This window comes from Candidatus Paceibacterota bacterium (assembly GCA_041660505.1).
Lineage (GTDB): Bacteria > Patescibacteriota > Minisyncoccia > Phycocordibacterales > JACRKE01 > JBAZWG01.
The window spans coordinates 235,800-254,601 of sequence record JBAZWG010000001.1; the positions used below are offsets into that span (position 1 = coordinate 235,800).

Below are 18,802 nucleotides of genomic sequence, written 5' to 3' on the forward strand. Positions count from 1 at the left end.
ACAAGACTCCCCCGTGTGCTACTCCAATACCCGCAAGATGAAGGCATACTCGAAGGCCAGTTCACGTAGAGCGTTGTAACGGCCTGATGGACCGCCGTGGCCGGCTCCTAGGTGAGTTTTTAACAAAATAACGTTGTCATCGGTTTTAAGGGCGCGGAGTTTGGCGACCCATTTGGCCGGCTCCCAATAAGCGACGCGGGCGTCGTTCATCCCGCCGAGGACGAGCATATGCGGGTAGGCCTTTGCCTCAAGATTGGTGTACGGCGCGTAAGATTTGATGTAGTCAAAGTAGGCGCGCTCGTTCGGATTGCCCCATTCTTCATATTCACCTACAGTCAGAGGTAGGGATGAATCCATCATCGTGTTAAGACTGTCGACGAATGGCACATGTGCCACGACGGCACGGAAGAGCTCCGGTCGCAGATTGGCTACAGCGCCCATGAGCAAGCCCCCAGCACTACCGCCAGCCGCGATCAACTTTTCCGGTTTAGTGTATTTTCTTTTAATCAACTCTTCAGCAGAGGCGATAAAGTCGAGAAAAGTGTTTTTCTTTTTTAGAAATTTGCCTTCATGATACCAGCGCCGGCCAAGCTCACCTCCCCCGCGCGGGTTGGCGAAGGCCATAACATAACCGCGATCGGCAAGCGAGAGCCTCGTCGAAGAAAACCATAAATCGTACGAAATTCCATAAGCACCGTAAGCCGTAAGCAGTGTCGGGCTAGCTCCATCTTTTTTTATGAGCGCGGTTTTATAAAAAATGGAGACAGGAACTTTTGTCCCATCGTGAGACGTCGCGTCGAAGCGTTCTACTGTATATAAAGATGAGTCATAACCGCCGACGACTTCCTCCTGCTTGCGTACGGTGCGTTCGTGAGTGCGCATATCATAATCATACACAGTTGACGGTGTGCGCAGTGACGAGTAGGTGAAGCGTAAAGTTTCCGAGTCATATTCCGGATTACTGCCGACACCAAAGGCATAAGAAGCATCGTCGAAAGTAATGTCGCGCCAGCTCTTCTTCTCCAGATCATAGATCTTTAGGAATTGCAGGCCGTGTTTGCGTCCTTCGAGAACGATGAAATTTTTAAAGGCATCTACATCGTTAATCGTCACGTCGTCATTATGCGGGACGAATTCCACCCAAGAACTTTTCGGCGCGTCGAAGCTCTTCGCAAAAAGGACTTTAAAGTTTATTGCGTTCTCGTTGGTGATAATATACACACCCGCCTCATGATGCTCTACATCGTACTCTATATCCTGCGCGCGCGGTATAAATACAGAAAATTTCTCTTCCGGTTTATCTGCATCCATGTATTGCGTCTCGCTCGTTGTATAGCCGTCGGAATTAATAAAGAGATATTTCTCGCTCCGGCTCTTCGACACATAGGTCACGAAGCGTGAATCTTCTTCTTTATATATAAGCGCACCAGCCTCATTCCCGAGTTTGCGCCGATGTATCTCCGCCGGGCGCTTGGTCTCATCAAGTACGGAATAGAAATAAGTTGCGTTATCATTTGCCCATTCGAAGTTCGCAGCGACACCAGTTACGGTATCGGCAAACAGTTCGCCTGTCTCTAAATTCTTGAAATATAAAGTGTAGATTTCGTCACCTGAAGTATTAACGGCGTAGGCCAGAATTTTATGATCCGGCGAGACTGATAATGTGCCGATAGAAAAGAATTCGTGATCTTTCGCCAGTTCATTCTCATCCAAAAGAATTTGCTCTACTTCACTATCAATCGGTTTACGACAGTAGACGGGATACTGCTTGCCTTCTTCGGTGCGTAAGTAGTAATAAAAAATATCTATTCTTTCGGGCACCGACATGTCTGTTTCTTTAATCCGGCCGAGCATCTCTTTATATAATTTCGTCTGTAGCTCTTTGGTCTCTGCCATCACCGCATCGGCGTATGAATTTTCTGTCTTGATATATTTAAGCGTATCGGGGTCGTTAATATCCTTAAGCCAGTTATATTTGTCCTCATATTTTTCGCCATGATAGTCATGAGCAAAATCCAGCCGTTTGGCGACCGGTGGCGTAATCCCCTTTTTCACGTATTCCGAAGTGCTGAACATAGTTTTGTTATTATACCACAAAATCACCTCCTTGATAAGCCCTCAAAAACTGTGATTTATGGTCTAAAAATGTGTCATTCAAAATAGACTGCCTGATATTTTTTACTAAGTTAACAAAGAAAAATAAATTATGAATAGAGGCTAGTGTGTACGCAATCAGTTCGTTGGCTCTGAATAGATGCGCAAGATAGGCGCTGGTATAATGCTTGCAGGTGTAGCAGACGCAGTCTGGTTCTATCGGCGTTAAGTCTGTTCTATACTTTGCATTCAACACACTGATACGGCCTTGCTTGGTGTACAGCGCGCCATTGCGCGCTTCTCGCGTGGGGCTGACACAATCGAAAGTGTCGACGCCGTTTTCGACACCCAGGAATAAATCTTCTACTGCGCCTATGCCAAGCAAATGTCGCGGTTTATCTTCGGGCAAGATTTTATTCACCCAGCTCACTGCCGTACCCATATCTGCTTTATCAAATGATCCACCGATGGCATAGCCGTCGAAATTCATGGAACTAATTTTCTTTGCGCTTAACTCTCTTAAATCCTGATGCCTACCTCCCTGAACTATTCCAAATAAAGCCTGCGGATTTTCTAAGGTTAAACCTTGGGCATCTAGAAGGTTTAACCTTCTATGCTCGGCAAGACTTCTTTCAGCCCAGCGATGCGTTCTTTCTAATGACTGTTTCTGATACTCATATGATTCGGTCGGTGAGGTGCATTCGTCGAAGGCGAGGATAATATCAGCGCCCAAGTCGTGCTGGATCTGCATCGACTTCTCTGGTGTGAAGAAATGTTTAGAGCCGTCTATATGCGAGCGGAACTCGACGCCGTCTTCGGTGATTTTTACGAGAGATTCTTTTGGTACCGATAAGGTTGAACCTTTTGGATGCTCAAGGTTCAACCTTCCTGGTTCAGAATTCAAAATTTTCCCAATCCCTTTGCCGAAGCTCGCACCTAGTGAGAACACTTGGAATCCGCCCGAGTCGGTAAAGGTCGGCCCCGGCCAATTCATGAATTTATGCAAGTCGCCGGCTTTTTTAACGAGCTCACTCCCCGGTTGTAGATATAAGTGATAGGTGTTGGCGAGCACAGCATCGGCTCCAAGCTCTTTTACTTGTTCTGGTAGCAACGCCTTAATCGTCGCTTTGGTGGCCGGCGCGATGTATGACGGCGTCAGGATGTCGCCATGCGAAGTAGAAATAACTCCCGCTCGCGCGAGAGTATTCTTGAGTTTCTTTTCGATACGGAAGTTCATGCTAGACATCGAGATTGGCCATCTTGGCGTGAGTCTGGATAAATAATTTGCGCGGTGGCACCTCGGAACCCATAAGCATATCGAAGGTCTGGTCGGCCTCTTCGGCATTCTCAATAGTCACTTGCTTAAGTATGCGCTTGGCCGGATCCATCGTGGTCTCCCAGAGCTCTTCAGGATTCATCTCTCCAAGACCTTTGTATCTTTGCACGCGGACTTTCGGGCCTTTCTTTGTTTTTTCGGCCTCGGCTTCGTCTTCGTTCACGAGTTCCTCCCCTTCTTCTATCACCATCGCTTCGTTGCCGACGAACTTAGCTTTGTCTTCTTCTGTGTAAGCATAATTAATCTCCTTGCCTTTGGTGATTTTATAGAGTGGCGGCTGGGCGATGTAAATATATCCACCATCGATAAGCGGTTTAAAGTATCTGTAAAATAACGTGAGCAGAAGTGTGCGAATGTGCGCACCGTCAACATCGGCATCTGTTGCGATAATTACTTTATGGTAACGTAATTTTGAAATATCAAACGTCTCGGCAATGCCGGTCCCCATGGCGATTATTAGAGAACGTACCTCAACTGACGAAAGCATTTTGTCGAGTCGGGCGCGTTCTACATTTAATATTTTACCCTTCAAAGGCAAGACCGCCTGTGTCTTGCGATCGCGACCCATCTTGGATGAACCGCCTGCAGAATCTCCCTCTACGATAAACACCTCCGACTCCTCGGCACTGCGCGATTGACAGTCAGAAAGTTTGCCCGGCAAAGTCATGCCCTCCAAAGCGCCCTTGCGCAAGACACTATCCTTCGCCGCCTTGGCCGCCTTGCGAGCCTTCAAGGCCAGGATAGTTTTATTCAACATCCCGCGAGCGTCATCTGGATTCTCCTCGAGGAACATCGCGAACGCCTCGCCGAAGACAGCCTCCACCGCCCCACGCGCTTCTACCGATCCAAGCTTAGCCTTAGTCTGGCCTTCGAATTGCGCGTCGTGAAGTTTAACGGACACAACGGCTGTGATACCCTCGCGCACATCATCGCCGGTCAGGTTATCTTCCGATTCTTTTAAGATGTTATTCTTGCGACCGTAATCGTTCAATACGCGGGTGAGCGCAGTGCGGAAGCCGGTCAAGTGTGTCCCACCTTCAGGCGTCGAGGTGCTGTTGGCATAAGTGAACTCGCGCGTCTTGATGTCGTCTATGTACTGTAAAGCACACTCGACTTGAATATCGTTAACCTCCTTCTCTATATAGAAGACATTATTATGCACCGGCTTCTCGTGGAGATTGTAAAATTTTACCAAAGAGAGCAGACCGCCTTCGAAATAAAAAGTTTGCGAGGGTGCTTCGATATCGAGCTCTGTAAAGTATCCGACACCGTTCAAGTCCATTTTGCCTTCATATCCTCGTGCATCAATAACACGCACACGCAAGGCTTTGACGAGATATGCCTGTTGACGAAAGTGACCGATGAGTTTGTTCCAATCAAAAATAGTTTCGGAGAATATCGCCGGATCAGGGTGGAAGGTGACGACCGTACCCTGGTGTTTGGTCTTTCCTGCCTTGCGCACGTTGTAGAGCTTCTTGCCTATTTTATATTCTTGCTCGTAAACCGTACCATCTTTATGGACCTCCACTTTCGTCCAAATAGAAAGTGCGTTCACAACAGATGCGCCTACGCCGTGCAAACCACCGGCAATCTTATAAGAGCCCTGATCAAATTTACCGCCGGCATGCAAGGTAGTCATGACCGTCTCAAGCGCCGAGACCTTGGTCTTTGAGTGTATATCAACCGGTATACCGCGGCCGTTGTCTGTTACTCTGATTTTTTCTCCCGGCAAAATGACCACCTCAATCTCATTGGCAAAGCCGCCCATCGCCTCATCGCGCGAGTTGTCGAAGATTTCTATGACGAGGTGATGCAAGCCCTCCGTACCGGTCGAGCCGATATACATGCCCGGTCGTTTCCGCACCGGCTCCAAACCCTCCAAAACAGTGATGTTCTCGGCGCTATATTCGTGACCGAAGCCTTTCTTTTTATCTTTATTTTCTGCCATAACGTTCAGTAATTATAGCATATTCTACCCTATTCTGCGAGTGTAAAACTATCGAATTTTACCGCACCTCGGCGCCGAACTGCTTCTTGGTCTCTGACTCAACTTTGGCGTGGATAGTATCTACCTCTTTGCTCTCGAGTGTGCGCTCCATACTGCGATAGACGGTGCGGTAGGTATAGCTCATCTTGTCTGCTCCAAACTTTTCTTCATTCTCATATTTATCAAGAAGTGACACTTGCTCCACCAATTCCCCGCCGATATCGCGAATGAGATCGAAGTAATCGTTAGGCACAAATGTGGCAGGAACGACAAACGAAATATCGCGTGTGATAGGCGGATACTTACTCACCTCCACAAATTCTTGCCCAAGCTTTAGCTGCTTAGTTACCCGAGGATCATCGGACCAGAGTAAGCGGATGTCTGGCAATTTCATCGAAGCGATTGCCAAGCGTTCCATGCCGAAGCCGAAGGCCCAGCCGTGATAGCCGGTGAGCCCCATTTCGGCCAAGACGCTCTTGCGCACCATACCGCACCCGACCATCTCTATCCACTCGCCGTTGATGTTCGCCTCCATCTCGAAGCTGGGATCCGTGTATGGGAAGGTGTGATCATAGAATCTGAATTCTGTCTTCTCGCCGAAGATACTGCGAGCGATCTCGCTTAATGCGTCCTTCAAATCCTGCGGGGTTATCGTCTTCTTGTCATCAGGCGCAAGATAGAAGGCACCAATCTGGTGAAAGACGTTCATATGCTTGCGGTCTATTTCATCCTTGCGGTAAACCTTGCCGTGACAAACAGCACCAAGCATCTCGCCTTTCGCGATGCGCGCCTTGATATCCGGATGATTAAGATAATAGTACCAGAATACGGTATCGTGCGTACGCAACACGTGGTCATCATCGACATAATAAGTATCAGACTTACTGCGCGCCGGATGCTCCGGCGGCATATTGAAGAGGTCAAAAAGAATGTGAGTCGAGACTATCTCGGGAATTTTTATAATATCAAGACCGTTCAAGCTCTTGGTTTTGAGCGCACGCGTCACGATTTCATTAAGAGGACTCCCCAGCGTTCTAGATAAGTCAGGCATACTCAAAAAGCGCTCCATTCGCCGAGCCTCGGCGTCTGTACGCTTGCTCAACTCTTCTCGTAGTTTCTTCTCCTCGCTCAAATCTATGTTTATTTCTTGCATATTACTTTATCTTATTTTTGGAGCCGCCTCTCGGATTTGAACCGAGGACCCACGCTTTACAAAAGCGTTGCTCTACCACTGAGCTAAGGCGGCGTAATTAGAAAATCCTAACATAATATTAGGATTTTCGGAAGCCTTTTTGTCGCCGAGGTGAGACCTCCGCCCTTGCTGGAGGACTCACCTCGGCGTCTTATTCTTCGAGAGCATTCTCCTTCTGCGCGTAGGCAAGCATGAACGAAGCACCGCTTCTGTTCTCCGGCAATTCACCGCGCCCTTTTATGGCATTGGCGATTTTGGCGAAGCGTTTGGCTATTGCAGCGCTTGTCGTATAAGCCACAAGCATCACATCTTTATACGCTTGCTTGAGTGTTGGCTCTAGCTTGGTCTGCAACTGCGCGAAGAGCTTAAGACCATGAACGTGTGCCGCCTTGGCGATAGGGCCGACGAGGTGAAGATCGTACGGCTCTTCTATTTTGCCGGTCTTAATGTGCCAGAGCTTGTTGCCGGTCATCGCGACGAGTGCCAAAAACGACAGTAACGACGTAAAAATTAGTATTTGCATATGCCTACAGTATAGCAAAAAATTAAGCCTCGAGCACCTTCATTCGGGAGAACTTACCAACACGAATCTTCTCACCAAACTTCTGAGTCCCCTGCTCGATGAGCTGGGAGACCGTAATATCAGGGTTTTTTATGAATGGTTGGGCCAAGAGGGTACGCTCGGCGAAGTAGGCATTAAGCTTGCCTTCCATGATCTTAGACTTCATATCCGCTGGCTTGTCAAGCTTTTCTACCTCTTCTTTATAAAGTTCCTCGGCCTTTGCCTTCGCCTCTGCCGGAATAGAGTCGGAGTCAATATAAAGCGGATTACTTGCGGCGACGTGCATGGCTATGTCGTAGGCCAATGTCTTGAACTCGTCGTTCTTCGCGACGAAGTCGGTCTCGGTCTGGAGTTCTACCATAGCACCAACCTGCCCGCCGTGCAGATATGCCGCGATTGTGCCGGCACCTAGGGTGCGGTCGGCTTTTTTAATGGCAATTTCCCCGCTTTTCTTTTTTAAAATCTCTATTGCCTTGTCAGAATCCCCGCCCGCTTCCTCAAGTGCCTTCTTACACTGCATGACTGAAATGCCTGTTGCATCACGCAAACTTTTGATTTGCTCTGGTGTGATATTCATAGTTTTAAATGTTAAGTTTTGAGTTTTAAATTAATTTTTAAGATTTTCAATTTGTAAATTGAATTAAAACTTAAAAATCGAAACTTGAAACTTATCGCTTACTCTGCGCTTGCCAAAGTGGAGGTTGAAGGATTTGCGAGCGTTGCTCCCGTGTGCGTAACGAGCGGCTTGGTGACGAGCTCCGGTGCCGATGCAAGACCATCCAGATATGCCGTGAGGATGCGCTTGGTGATATATCCGATAGAAGCACGCGATGCGTCGTTAGCGGGGATAACATGGGTAACGCGAGAAATGTCGCAATCTGAACCAGCAAGGGCGATGACCGGTATATGCATCTGTCGGGCTTCATCAACAGCAGTCACCTCTTCGCGCGGGTCGATAATATAGAGTCCAGCGGGCATGCCTTTCAAGTTAACGATGCCTGCGAAGAAGCGATTGAGCTTGTCGATCTCCTTGTCGAAGCCGAGGCGCTCCTTCTTGGTATACATGCCGAGTTGTTTCTTCTCGCGACGCATAGTAAGATCCTCAAGTCTTGCGATGCGCTTCTTGATCTCGGTGAAGTTCGTAAGCGTGCCACCTATCCAGCGTTCTGTAACAAATGGAAGCCCTGCGGCCTTTGATTCTTTATCAACAATAGCGCGGGCCTCGAACTTGGTGCCGACGACGAGGAGCTGGCCACGGCTCTTACCCAATGCGCGAGCGGCGTCTTCTGCTTTCTTAAGTGTGGCCTCGGTTTTCTCGAGGTCGAATATCTCTGTTCTGTTCTTAACTCCAAAAATATTGGCTTTTTGTGAAGGGTGGCGACGCGAACGGGTGTAGGCGATATGAGCCCCAGCTTCGAAGAGCTTGTCTACCGCCTTAATACCTGCTTCCGTGGGTTGTGTCATAGTTCGGCTATCGTATCAGAAAATCAGCCTTTAGGCAATAGTGGGGCTATGGTTCTTTATTGTTCCTGGACACCTGACGTACCCTTGTCAACATTGATTGTCAATGTAGTATGAACACTGCCCGGTCCACCCAGAACCTGCACCTGGAAACTGCCGTTCCTACTAGGATGTTTTTTGAGATACACCTGTAATGATACCGGCGCATAACTCGAATTTAATGAGTCGTGATCTGTTTTTGCTGGGTCTATAGAATTCTTGTATAACCAAGATGTAGGATTAGCAGTTATTGAGTCGCTGAATTGGAATACAATATCGTTTTGCGTCAAACCTAGGGCGGCAAGCTCAGTGGCATCAGGCACTAATGATTCTTTGCTTAATGTTATCGCGCCAGTAAACGCCGGATTCGGCGGACCGAATGGTATAACACTAATTATAGAAACTGGGCTTGTGGTCGCTTTTATATCCCCTTTAAACAGTGCCGACACCGCGCTTGGATTGGCGCTTAGCGAATAACCGGCTACCGGCGCATTCACATTAACACGTCTACCGCCATTGGTATTCTCACAATAATCATCACTTTCTTTTGAATCAGACCCACTGGTTACAACAACTTTTGCTCTAACACTGCCTGCGGTATCGGCCGCGGTCGAACACTTCATTCTATTACCAGGATTACCACCAATTACCCTGTTAACTTCAGATGAGTTGGTTGGGAAATCAGGAGTACATGTAACATTATCTCTCTCGGCAATCCATTCATAACTATAGTTACCGGTCCCTCCGCGCGGATAAGCTGTCCAGATTGGCAAAACGGGAGATGCGCTACTATTGCCGTCAGTGGTAACCGAACATGTTACTCCAAGCTGTGGTCTGCCGAGAATAACTCCGCAGAGCGAAGGATCATCGCCTACATCACACTTCAACGGGTGGAAATCAACCCAACCAACATTCAGGTCGCCCCAAACAAACGAATCGTTAGCGCCATCGAGTCTGTTGGCGTTGCCATTGTTTGAGCCGAATTCATCATTATTAGGATAAAAAGTTACTCCGTATTGAGGAGGAGTGTTCGATGATAATTTAATCCAACCATCCCAACCACCAAGAGCGCTGTCTGCCTTGAGCGCACCACTGCAGCCGCTCGCGAATACCGAGCACGCCCTCGCCCAACCTTGCATTTTGTTATCAGAGACGCTTGCTAATCCAGTACCGCCGCTAGGGTCAGTGCCTCCGGGACTGAACTTTATCCAGCCAATACTATCGCTCCAGGCATAACCGGTCAGCGCGCCATTCAAAGCGTTTCCCGAATTCGGTACCCCGCCTTCAACATTCACTCCGTAATTCACTCCCGGGCTGTAACCATTTAGAGAGTTGAAGCTTATCCAGCCTATGTTGTCGCTCCACGCCCAGCCAGATAGGTTATGCTCGGTGCCGGCGCTTACTGTGCCTATTTGGCGGTCGTATGAAATAACGCCCAAGACCAGAATTAGGGTTGCGAGACCGACCGAAAGTACGAGCTTACTTTGGCCCGCACCCTTTGTGAATAATTTCATACTAGAAAAAAGTTAATTTCTTTACTCTAGTATACCACGTGCATTATTCGTCGGTATCGGCATTATCCACACCCGCCTGTTCCGAAGCTCGGCTTCCGGGCTCCGTTTTGAGAAGCCGAGCTTCTGCGTCCAGCGCATCCACAATCGGCTGGAAATTGCCTGCGAAAATTTTCTCGATGTTGTGCCAAGATTGTTTGATACGATGATCAGTAATTCTATCTTGCAGAATGTTATATGTACGGATTTTTTCGGATCTGTCGCCCGTGCCAACTTGCCCTTTGCGCTCGGCCGAGAAGCTCTTGGCCGCTTTAGCGTCTTCGAAATCGGCGATCTTTGCGCGCAAGATACTCATCGCCATGTCGCGATTCTTGTGCTGGCTGCGCTCGGAGGTACAGCGCACCGCGATACCTGTCGGCTTGTGGATAAGGCGCACTGCCGTCTCGACTTTGTTCACATTCTGTCCGCCGGCCCCACCCGAGCGCGAGAATTCCATCTCAAGATCGGCTGGGTTAATCACAATTTCCTTGTGCTCCATTATAGGTAGTACTGCCACGGTCGCTGTAGAAGTATGCACGCGACCATTCTTTTCTGTCGCCGGTATTCTCTGGATACGATGTACGCCCATTTCGTACTTCAAAGCATCGTAACTCCCCTTGCCGTCAATTTCGAACGACGCTTCTTTATATCCGCCCATTTCCGCCTGCGACTCATCTAATTTTCTAAAATCCCAGCCTTTTATTGCAGAGTATCGCTCATACATTTCGGCAAGTTGCATAGCGAAAAGTGCTGCTTCTTCCCCGCCGGTACCGGCGCGCACTTCTATCATGAGCTGGTTCGGATGTTCAACATCTTCAACAGTCTTTTTTTCTTCGACAATACTTCTCAAAGTTTTTATCTGTTCTTCTTTTTGCGACTCAAGCCGTGCAAGTTCATCTCCGACGAGTTCTTGCAGACTGGCATCAAGCTCGGCCACTTTCTTGGTCTCCTCTATTTTTAGGGCGAGTTCAAGATACGTGGGCAATAAGTACATTGTCCGCGGGTCTTTTTTGAACTCTTCTATTTCTTGTGAAGTTAGTGGTTCCATTGGAGTGGCATGAGCAAGCATGCATTTGGAGGAACTACGGACCGCGACGGCGGGAGTCTTGAGACTTTTCGTACCAACGAAAAAGTCGTGTCCTCCAAGTGCATGACTGCGAGTGACACGACTGCCGTTACTTTGCGGATTTCTTCGTTTTCTTCGGAGCGGCAGCGGCGTTGGCACGGCGAACCTTGAAGCGTTCGACGCGTCCGGCAGTGTCGATGATCTTCTCGGTACCGGTATAGAACGGATGACAGTTACTGCAGATTTCTACCATAAGAGCCTCCTTAGTAGAACCGACGGTATAAACCGCCCCGCAAGAACAGGTGGCTTTGGTGTTAGCGAAATATTTAGGATGTGTGTCTGATTTCATGAGAAAGTACTATATCAAAAAAACCGCATTTAGGCAAACACCTCGACCGGGAACACGCCGGTCTTGAGTTTAGAGCTGAATCCCATAGGGAATCGCGAACGGGCGTCAAGCATCTCGATGGCGATAATCTTACCTGCGGAATCGTAGTCAAAGATAACACCCGGCTGTACCTCGTCACTCTCGGCACACTTCTTTTCATTGAAGCGAATTACTAATATGTCCTCTTTTTTATCATAATTGAATTTCATGATGTTTTAAAATATTTTTTGACTTTACTTGTATACCACACAGTAACAACATAATTCTTTCGGGGACACTCTTTGTATATTATCACAAGAACGAACTGTTTATTCCGTTGCCAGAATTTCTTAATGAGTTGCTTACGCCCTCTCGGGCCGTCGGTTATCGAATCAGGCGATTGAAAGGCCTCTCTGATTAACCCTTCTGATATCCTATGTTCCTTCGCTCGAATTTTTGCATGTTCACCCAGCTCGATACTTTTGTGTATCACTACATAAGACTATCATTTTGGCTTTAAACTTACAACGTGTTTGACACCACTACATTTTTGGACGGTAAATACTATATAATATATCCTACTGTGAGTCAAGTATATCAATATCCTTCTGGAATGAGGCGGCGCGGGAGGCCACAGAGGCGCCATAGCCCTTCATGTGCTTCTTCCAGTTGCCGCCGGCGTAATATTTGGCCGCCGCGCACGCTTCTTGGTTATATTGAGAGCTATATGTAGCCTTACAGCCTTGCAAGCCATCATTAAGATAGACCGCCGTCGCCGTAAAGGCATCTTCATTATTAAACGGCGAGGCGGGCACATTGCCGGTGATAGCCTCGACGCGATGTTGGACTCCTGTCTCGCTATTAACATCCCACCAAGTCGTTGGCATGAATTGAGCAGGGCCCATCGCGCCGCCATACTGGCCATCTTTGACAATAGGGCAAGAGACCGGTGTCGTATTCGGATCTTTCCCAATAGCCGTAATGAGCGCCAAGAATGACGGCTTCTGCGTCGCGCTCATAACTGTCCCTGCTTTATTTTTCCATGCAGTATTATAAAAACATTTACCAAGGTTGCCGCCTATAACGCCGTTCATCCCCGACTCTTGCGTAAGCACGGCAAGGACGAAGGCGGCGCGCACGCCAATCTTCGACTCCGCTACGCGCACGAGCACCAAGGCCTCACCGAACTTAAGTTGGTTGCCACCGGTAAACTTGATCATTCTGTTCTTAATCTCCGCCACCACCTTCTGTTTGTCGGCCAAAACTTTTTTATAGGCGGCTTCCTGACCTTTCGTCACTTTGAGCGTTTGATTCTTTTGATTCTCCAAGAGTGTCGCCTTCTGCTGTTCCAAGACCTGCACCTGCTTCGCCTCGGCCTCTTGCTGTTTCTTGGCCTGTACTATCTTCTTGCTCGCCTCGGTCTCGGCTTTGGCATCGCGAACTTGATTCAACGTGTCATCTATCTTCTCTTGGACGGAATTGAAGGCACCGGCATCAGCGAACATCTCCGAAATATTTTTGCCGGAGAGCATTGTCTCGGCGATAGAAATCCTATCGTTCTCGCTTGTCTTGCGCAAGAGTTCAGAGAGATAAACATGCATCCTGTCAATCTTCTGCCCAAGTGTGCTGATGGTCGTGTTCTTGGCGTGGATGTCGTTTTCCAAATTCAGAATATTTATATTGCGCTGTTTGATCTCGAGTTTGGCCTTCTGAATGCGGAAGTCGAGGATGGCGATATCGCGCTGGAGGGAAGTCGCCTCCCGGCCTTTGGCATCTATCTTCGCTTGGCTTTGTTCAATCTCGGCCTGGCAGACCTCGAGGCGCGCCTTCAAAACATCCGGCGTTTCGCCATTTGCTCCGACGTCGCAACTAAGCGTGCCGGCCTGAAGTAGTCTGGTCGAGCTGGTAATACTAACCAAGGCAATAATGAACAATAACAAAAAAGACCGCATGTTTCGCATACGATCAAGTATACCGTAAACTAATCGGTCTTGCTACTATTTCTTCTCCGGTTTTGCTTCGGCCGCCTCACCTTCAGCACCTTCTTCCGGCTTCTTGCCTTTATCTACTGTCGTCTCAATCTTCGAGAGATCTACCGGTGCCTCCTCTTCTATCTTCTCTTCTTTAGGTTCGGAGACGAGTGCCACCACTTCTTCGCCATCATCAAGCGCCACAACACCTTCCGGAAGTGCGATATCTTTAATATGTATCTGATCTTCGAATGTTGCGAGTTTGGAAATATCAACCTTAAGACCGTGCGGGAGCGAGCGCGGCATCGCCTCGATCTCGAGCTCATGCATCACCTTGACGAGCACGCCACCAAGTACTTTGACCGCCGGTGCAACGCCGGTGAATTCGAGCGGTACCTTGACCTGCAGTTTTTTACCCTTCTCGATTACATAAAAATCGGCATGGAGCGGAACGCCGGTCACTGGATGCACCGCCACGTCGTGGATGAGCGCATCCTTCTCTTCACCGCCGACTTCAAGGGCAATGATAGAAGATTCTCCGGCTTGTTTATAAACTTTTGAAAATTGATTGGTGTTGACGAAATAGGAACCCGCCTTCTCCTTCGGTCCGTAGATGGCAATAGGCAACTTGCCTGCCTTGCGGTCAGCATCAAGCTTCTTGCCAAAGGTATTTCTCGTCTCGAGGGTCAGATTGAACATGAAGCTGTATTATACCGATTTTAACTGAAAAAGCAAACTTTATGTGGCCTTAAGTATATTCTGTAGCTTATGGGTATTCCCGTGCTGTAATAATCCCCGATAGGATTGCATTGTAGCAGGGTTATCTAGCCTTATCGCTATATTCCTGAACATCCGCTTCTTCGTCGCCGTTCGCAATACCTGATGATCGGGGAAATGCACCCACCCGAGGAAGTCTACGCCGGATGCGAGCGTGGCAATGGAGACCTTCTTCGGGTGTAAAGAAAGATTGAGTTGTGTATTCAAAAAATCAGAAATTTGCGGAATGAGTTGCTCGAGCCACGCCCTATTGTCAGAAAGAAAGACAAAATCGTCGGCATAGCGAATGTACTGCTTTACTTTGAGTTTGTGCTTAACATACTGATCGAACTCATTCATGTAGATGTTCACCAAGAGTTGCGAAGTGAGATTGCCGAGTGGCAAACCCGGTTCGAAGCTTGAAATTACTTTCTCGAGCAACCACTGAACGTTTTCGTCAGGAACATATTGCGCGAGTATCCCGAATAAAATTTTGTGGTCAATGTTTGCAAAGAACTTACGTATGTCGCATTTGAGCACCCAACAGGTATGAGTACAGTTCTTGGACGTTTCACTTCCAAATTTCTCAAACTGCTTCAGAGCGCGGTGAGTTCCCTTCCGTAGCCTGCACGAATACGAGTCAGAAATGAATGTTGAGTCAAAGAACGGATACAGCTTGCGATACACCGCGTGGCAAAGAAGTCTGTCGCGAACGTTGGCTTTGTGAATATCGCGAGGCTTTGGGTCGTTTATCTTGAAGTACGTATAACCGCCGTGAACATAGGTAAAGTTTTCAAGGTCTTGATGAAGGGAGAGTATGTTGCCCATGAGGCGAAGCTGGAAGACCTGAACATCAAGCTTATTTCTTTTTCCGGATAGAAACTCCTGCCAAGCGGCAAGCAGATTTTCAACGGAAATAATTTCTTCATACGACGTTGTAAATTGCTTTCTCATGTGATAGTTGTATGGTCTTAAAAAATAAAAATCAAACTATGAAAAGTACCCCCCCCCCCGAAACAACCTTACAATACTCGATCGGCTCGTTAGTGTGTATAAACTGTGGATAGTATCTTCCGAATCATTCCCAAAGAAACTCAAGTACACCTTAGGTGGCAAGATCGACGACCTGTTTCTCGAGTGTCTTGATCTGCTCTTCACCGCAAGCTTCCAACCGAAAGACCGAAAGCTTATTTATCTCGACAAAGTATCGGTGCGTTTTGACTTGCTCAAATTTCTACTGCGAATAGCCTGGGAAATTGATGCACTAGAACAAAAGAAATATGTTCATATTTCTGAACTGCTCGTCGAAATCGGCAGAATGATCGGTGGTTGGATGAACAAGATAAAGAAAGAAACTCAACCCCCGCCGAAGCGAGGGTGAGAACGTCGAGATTTGCGACGGAACACGAACAGGTTGTTGTCGTTCCACTCGTTCGACACCGTGTTCAGGTTCGCCTTGCGACTGCCGTCATCGTTCTGCCATGCATACGACAACAATGACTCCAGTAGCGCGAGAATATGCAGGGTACCATCCATACCACCGCCCATCGAATACTCTCCGAGCTGAATCGTATATGGGATATAAAATCCACCAGTATCCTGCACCAAGTATCTTTCGTTTTTAGCTTTCCGCGGTGCGCACTTTCGTAAGGCAAATAAAATTTTTACCCGACGAAACTCCGGCACCGCGGCTTGCAGAATTCGGCCGCTCGAAGCGTTGAGATAATCGTTGCCGCGAACAGATTCGCCTACTATCCGCTTCGGATCCTACCATATATTGATTATTTTAAAAATTTTTTGAAATTCCAGAGGTCCAGAAGCCAAGTTCCCCCGTTCCGACTCTGTCGTGAACGGGGGAATCCAAAGAACTAAGTCCAGTACCCAAGGGTTCATCGATCCGAGGGCTACTTGCGACGGAACACGAACAGGTAGTTGCCGAGCCACTCGTTCGACACCGTGTGCAGGTGCGCCTCGCGACCGCCGTCAGCGTGCTGCCATGCAAACGACAACCCACCGTCACACTCGCTCGCCGTGACGACCCCTACTGACTGATAGGGGAAGCCGAATTTGGCGAGCTGAGCAACAATGCTCGACACGCCGCCGATGATGGCGGCAGGAATGCGGCCGTGTGCGGGAACGAACTGGTCGCCCGCCCACTCGAGGGCTTTGGACGCTTTCGAGTAGATGCCCTTCCCGAACCAGACGAGGTAGAACACCTCGATGGTCCTGCCGATCTTGGGCGAAACGTATTGCTCGCCAACGGTCAGGATCGGCCAAGTAAGGTCAGTCTGGGGACAGCAGGCAAGAATGAATTCGCGCCACGCTGTTGTCCAGTCGACGGGGAGGGTCAGGCGGAAAACCTTCCCGCCCTCGGGGGCCACAACGTCAGTCGCCTCTTCGATGACACCAAGCTTGAGGGCAATCTCGAGGCTAACCATCGTGGCCGTGCCGCGGATGACGCCGAGCAAATATTCGGCAACGTCCTTGGCCTGGGCTGCGGTCAGGGAGCAAAACTCCGCGACCGTGCCCTTGAGGGTGAAGAACGCCGTGGCGATGAGCCACAGCCCGTTTGCCATCTTGTTCCCGAGCGAGCGGTTTTCCCGCTTCGCCATTTCCGTCGCGGTCGCCACTTTCTTCTCCATGGCAACCTCCTTTTACAAAATCCCGATTGCGCATCGGGACGGACATGACCCGTCTGTGACAACGCGGTACGCGTTGAATGCGACAAGTCAAAAACTGCCGTATAATTTAGCATACTTTACGGCTATCTGTCAAGTAGGAAAATATGAGGTGGCGCGGTATAATACTATCGTGCTTGGAGGGCTTCGGCCCTGTCACGGCTATCCATGCTGTAGCCAGGCACACTAAAGGACATCGCTCAGGCGGTGTTTTTTAGTTTCTGGCGACCCTTTAATCATTTTCCGGATCACCACCATGCAAAATTCTTTTCTTTGCCTCTTTGTTAATTTTCCAAAACGGAATAATACTCCAGAAATACTTTTCTCCGCCGGCAACTTCTTTTACAATTACTTTCACGCGCACGTTATCCAGCACTGCGATGAATTCGTAAAACGAAACTTCTTTTAGCTTATGTTCCCAACGAGTATTGGTTTTTTGCGGCTCGAAACGTTTGGTCTGAAAAATCCCCTGGACGGTTCTCGAGAGTTTCAAAACTTCCGGTGCCAAGTGCAATAATTTGAGCCGCGCGTACTGGTCGTGATGCGGACGAGCCTGTTGATCGGACTTAAACTTCAGATGTCGAATACCTTTCGCGTTGAATGAGACAGTACCGCCGAAGTACGGACAATACACTGATTTTATTGTTTCATAAAAGGTTTCGGCCTTGTCACGATGCTGGAGAAAATCTGCTTCGTCTTTTAGATTAAATTTTCCCATTGTGTTGCGAGATCTTTTCCATCAACTCCTTTGTAAACGCTTTGAGCAAGGCGTCGTCCAATATCGAGACGGTCAGGATTTGTTTATTTTTTTTCCTTAATGCCGTTTGGATTTTCTTGAGCTCTGTTGGTGTCACCATGTCGGTCTTGGTTATCAGAACGACTTCGGGTTTCTCTGTTAGAGATGCTTCGTGCTGGGCCAATTCTTTGCGAATGACAGCGTAATCTTTTACCGGATCGGCAGAGTCGGCCGGGATGCAGTGTAAGAGTAGCTTGGTGCGCTGAATGTGACGCAGAAATTTAATGCCGAGACCCTTGCCTTCCGAGGCGCCCTCGATGATACCCGGGATGTCGGCCATGATACTGCCGTCGGGCAAGACGCCCAAGTGCGGTTCGAGAGTCGTGAAGTTATAATTCGCTACTTTGCTTTTCGACTTCGTGATCGCGTTAAGCAAGCTCGACTTGCCGACGTTGGGGAAGCCGACTAGGCCCACGTCCGCCGTCAGCTTAAGCTCCAAATATAATTCCGCTTCATAGCCATCACGCCCTGGCTCATAACGCTTGGGTTCGCTTGAGCGCGCGTTCGAGAATTCTTTATTCCCCCGCCCGCGCAGGCCACCTTGGGCCACCAGCACTTTGTCGCCCTCGTTTGTAAGCTCGTTAATGATACCGCTCGTTTTATTATGAACAACCGTCCCGCGTGGCACTGGCAGAATGATATCTTCGCCGTCTCTGCCTTCGCGATTGCGATGACCGTTCTCACCATTCTCGGCAATAAATTCTTTCTCGTATCTGAAGCGCGAAAGGTCGAGCGTCGTACGCGAAGCTTCCAAATAAACAGAACCGCCCATCCCGCCGTTCTTGCCGGATGGCGAGTGCGAATATTTATCCTCGCCGAAGGTAACGGCGCCTTGCCCGCCATTCCCGCCTCTGGCCTTGATGGTTACTTCGTCAACTAACATATATACAGCATACGGTAAATTAGTGAAAATTCAAACCCCGGCAAGTTTCCTCGCCGGGGTTTGAG

General features: G+C 48.6%; 19 protein-coding genes and 1 tRNA gene. 1 reads left to right on the plus strand and 19 read right to left on the minus strand.

Annotated features, from left to right (window positions below; all coding sequences use genetic code 11):
* Window positions 1–18: 18 nt before the first annotated feature.
* The 15 genes from WC764_01325 to WC764_01395 form a co-directional block, all read right to left on the minus strand.
* On the minus strand, window positions 19–2,076 hold the full coding sequence (locus WC764_01325; protein ID MFA6006349.1) for a S9 family peptidase: 2,058 nt from the start codon (window positions 2,074–2,076) through the stop codon (window positions 19–21).
* A gap of 10 nt (window positions 2,077–2,086) precedes the next feature.
* Window positions 2,087–3,340 (minus strand): tRNA guanosine(34) transglycosylase Tgt, encoded by a 1,254-nt coding sequence (gene tgt, locus WC764_01330; GenBank protein ID MFA6006350.1) that lies wholly within the window; start codon window positions 3,338–3,340, stop codon window positions 2,087–2,089.
* Window positions 3,333–5,378: a DNA topoisomerase subunit B gene (locus WC764_01335; protein MFA6006351.1), complete on the minus strand. Its 2,046-nt coding sequence runs from the start codon at window positions 5,376–5,378 to the stop codon at window positions 3,333–3,335. Before WC764_01335 ends, tgt begins: the two co-directional genes overlap by 8 nt.
* Window positions 5,379–5,436: 58 nt before the next feature.
* On the minus strand, window positions 5,437–6,570 hold the full coding sequence (locus WC764_01340) for a hypothetical protein (protein ID MFA6006352.1): 1,134 nt from the start codon (window positions 6,568–6,570) through the stop codon (window positions 5,437–5,439).
* 18 nt (window positions 6,571–6,588) lie between these two features.
* Window positions 6,589–6,663 (minus strand) — tRNA-Thr (locus WC764_01345).
* Window positions 6,664–6,760: 97 nt separating this feature from the next.
* Window positions 6,761–7,132: a hypothetical protein gene (locus WC764_01350; GenBank protein ID MFA6006353.1), complete on the minus strand. Its 372-nt coding sequence runs from the start codon at window positions 7,130–7,132 to the stop codon at window positions 6,761–6,763.
* Window positions 7,133–7,154: 22 nt separating this feature from the next.
* The gene (gene tsf, locus WC764_01355) at window positions 7,155–7,748 is read right to left on the minus strand and encodes an elongation factor Ts (GenBank protein MFA6006354.1); all 594 of its coding nucleotides are present in this window, start codon (window positions 7,746–7,748) and stop codon (window positions 7,155–7,157) included.
* A 98-nt stretch (window positions 7,749–7,846) separates the two neighbouring features.
* Window positions 7,847–8,635: a 30S ribosomal protein S2 gene (gene rpsB / locus WC764_01360; protein MFA6006355.1), complete on the minus strand. Its 789-nt coding sequence runs from the start codon at window positions 8,633–8,635 to the stop codon at window positions 7,847–7,849.
* A gap of 56 nt (window positions 8,636–8,691) precedes the next feature.
* Complete coding sequence (locus WC764_01365) at window positions 8,692–10,185, minus strand: hypothetical protein (protein MFA6006356.1); 1,494 nt, start codon at window positions 10,183–10,185, stop codon at window positions 8,692–8,694.
* A 43-nt stretch (window positions 10,186–10,228) separates the two neighbouring features.
* Window positions 10,229–11,269, minus strand: a complete 1,041-nt coding sequence (locus WC764_01370) for a PCRF domain-containing protein (protein ID MFA6006357.1) — start codon at window positions 11,267–11,269, stop codon at window positions 10,229–10,231.
* A 127-nt stretch (window positions 11,270–11,396) separates the two neighbouring features.
* Window positions 11,397–11,636 carry a 50S ribosomal protein L31 gene (rpmE, locus tag WC764_01375; GenBank protein ID MFA6006358.1) on the minus strand — a complete coding sequence of 80 codons (240 nt, stop codon included), beginning with the start codon at window positions 11,634–11,636 and terminating at the stop codon, window positions 11,397–11,399.
* Window positions 11,637–11,665: 29 nt separating this feature from the next.
* Window positions 11,666–11,884, minus strand: coding sequence for a DUF2283 domain-containing protein (locus WC764_01380; protein MFA6006359.1), 219 nt, complete (start codon window positions 11,882–11,884; stop codon window positions 11,666–11,668).
* A 348-nt stretch (window positions 11,885–12,232) separates the two neighbouring features.
* Window positions 12,233–13,615: a hypothetical protein gene (locus WC764_01385; GenBank protein MFA6006360.1), complete on the minus strand. Its 1,383-nt coding sequence runs from the start codon at window positions 13,613–13,615 to the stop codon at window positions 12,233–12,235.
* A 36-nt stretch (window positions 13,616–13,651) separates the two neighbouring features.
* Complete coding sequence (locus WC764_01390; protein MFA6006361.1) at window positions 13,652–14,323, minus strand: 50S ribosomal protein L25; 672 nt, start codon at window positions 14,321–14,323, stop codon at window positions 13,652–13,654.
* A 39-nt stretch (window positions 14,324–14,362) separates the two neighbouring features.
* Window positions 14,363–15,334 carry a reverse transcriptase/maturase family protein gene (locus WC764_01395; protein MFA6006362.1) on the minus strand — a complete coding sequence of 324 codons (972 nt, stop codon included), beginning with the start codon at window positions 15,332–15,334 and terminating at the stop codon, window positions 14,363–14,365.
* 94 nt (window positions 15,335–15,428) lie between these two features.
* Between WC764_01395 and WC764_01400 the strand changes: the two genes are divergently transcribed.
* The gene (locus WC764_01400; protein ID MFA6006363.1) at window positions 15,429–15,761 is read left to right on the plus strand and encodes a four helix bundle protein; all 333 of its coding nucleotides are present in this window, start codon (window positions 15,429–15,431) and stop codon (window positions 15,759–15,761) included.
* On the opposite strand, the gene WC764_01405 is transcribed toward WC764_01400, so the two are convergent.
* From WC764_01405 to obgE, 4 genes are all read right to left on the minus strand, one after another.
* Window positions 15,737–16,066: a hypothetical protein gene (locus WC764_01405; GenBank protein ID MFA6006364.1), complete on the minus strand. Its 330-nt coding sequence runs from the start codon at window positions 16,064–16,066 to the stop codon at window positions 15,737–15,739. The two genes, WC764_01400 and WC764_01405, sit on opposite strands and share 25 nt — an antisense overlap.
* A gap of 218 nt (window positions 16,067–16,284) precedes the next feature.
* Window positions 16,285–17,022 carry a hypothetical protein gene (locus WC764_01410; protein ID MFA6006365.1) on the minus strand — a complete coding sequence of 246 codons (738 nt, stop codon included), beginning with the start codon at window positions 17,020–17,022 and terminating at the stop codon, window positions 16,285–16,287.
* Window positions 17,023–17,290: 268 nt separating this feature from the next.
* Entirely contained in the window at window positions 17,291–17,776 is a 486-nt protein-coding gene (locus WC764_01415; protein ID MFA6006366.1) for a hypothetical protein, read from the minus strand.
* A complete protein-coding gene (gene obgE, locus WC764_01420; protein ID MFA6006367.1) occupies window positions 17,763–18,737 on the minus strand; it encodes a GTPase ObgE in 975 nt (324 codons plus the stop codon). Before obgE ends, WC764_01415 begins: the two co-directional genes overlap by 14 nt.
* Between the last annotated feature and the right edge of the window lie 65 nt (window positions 18,738–18,802).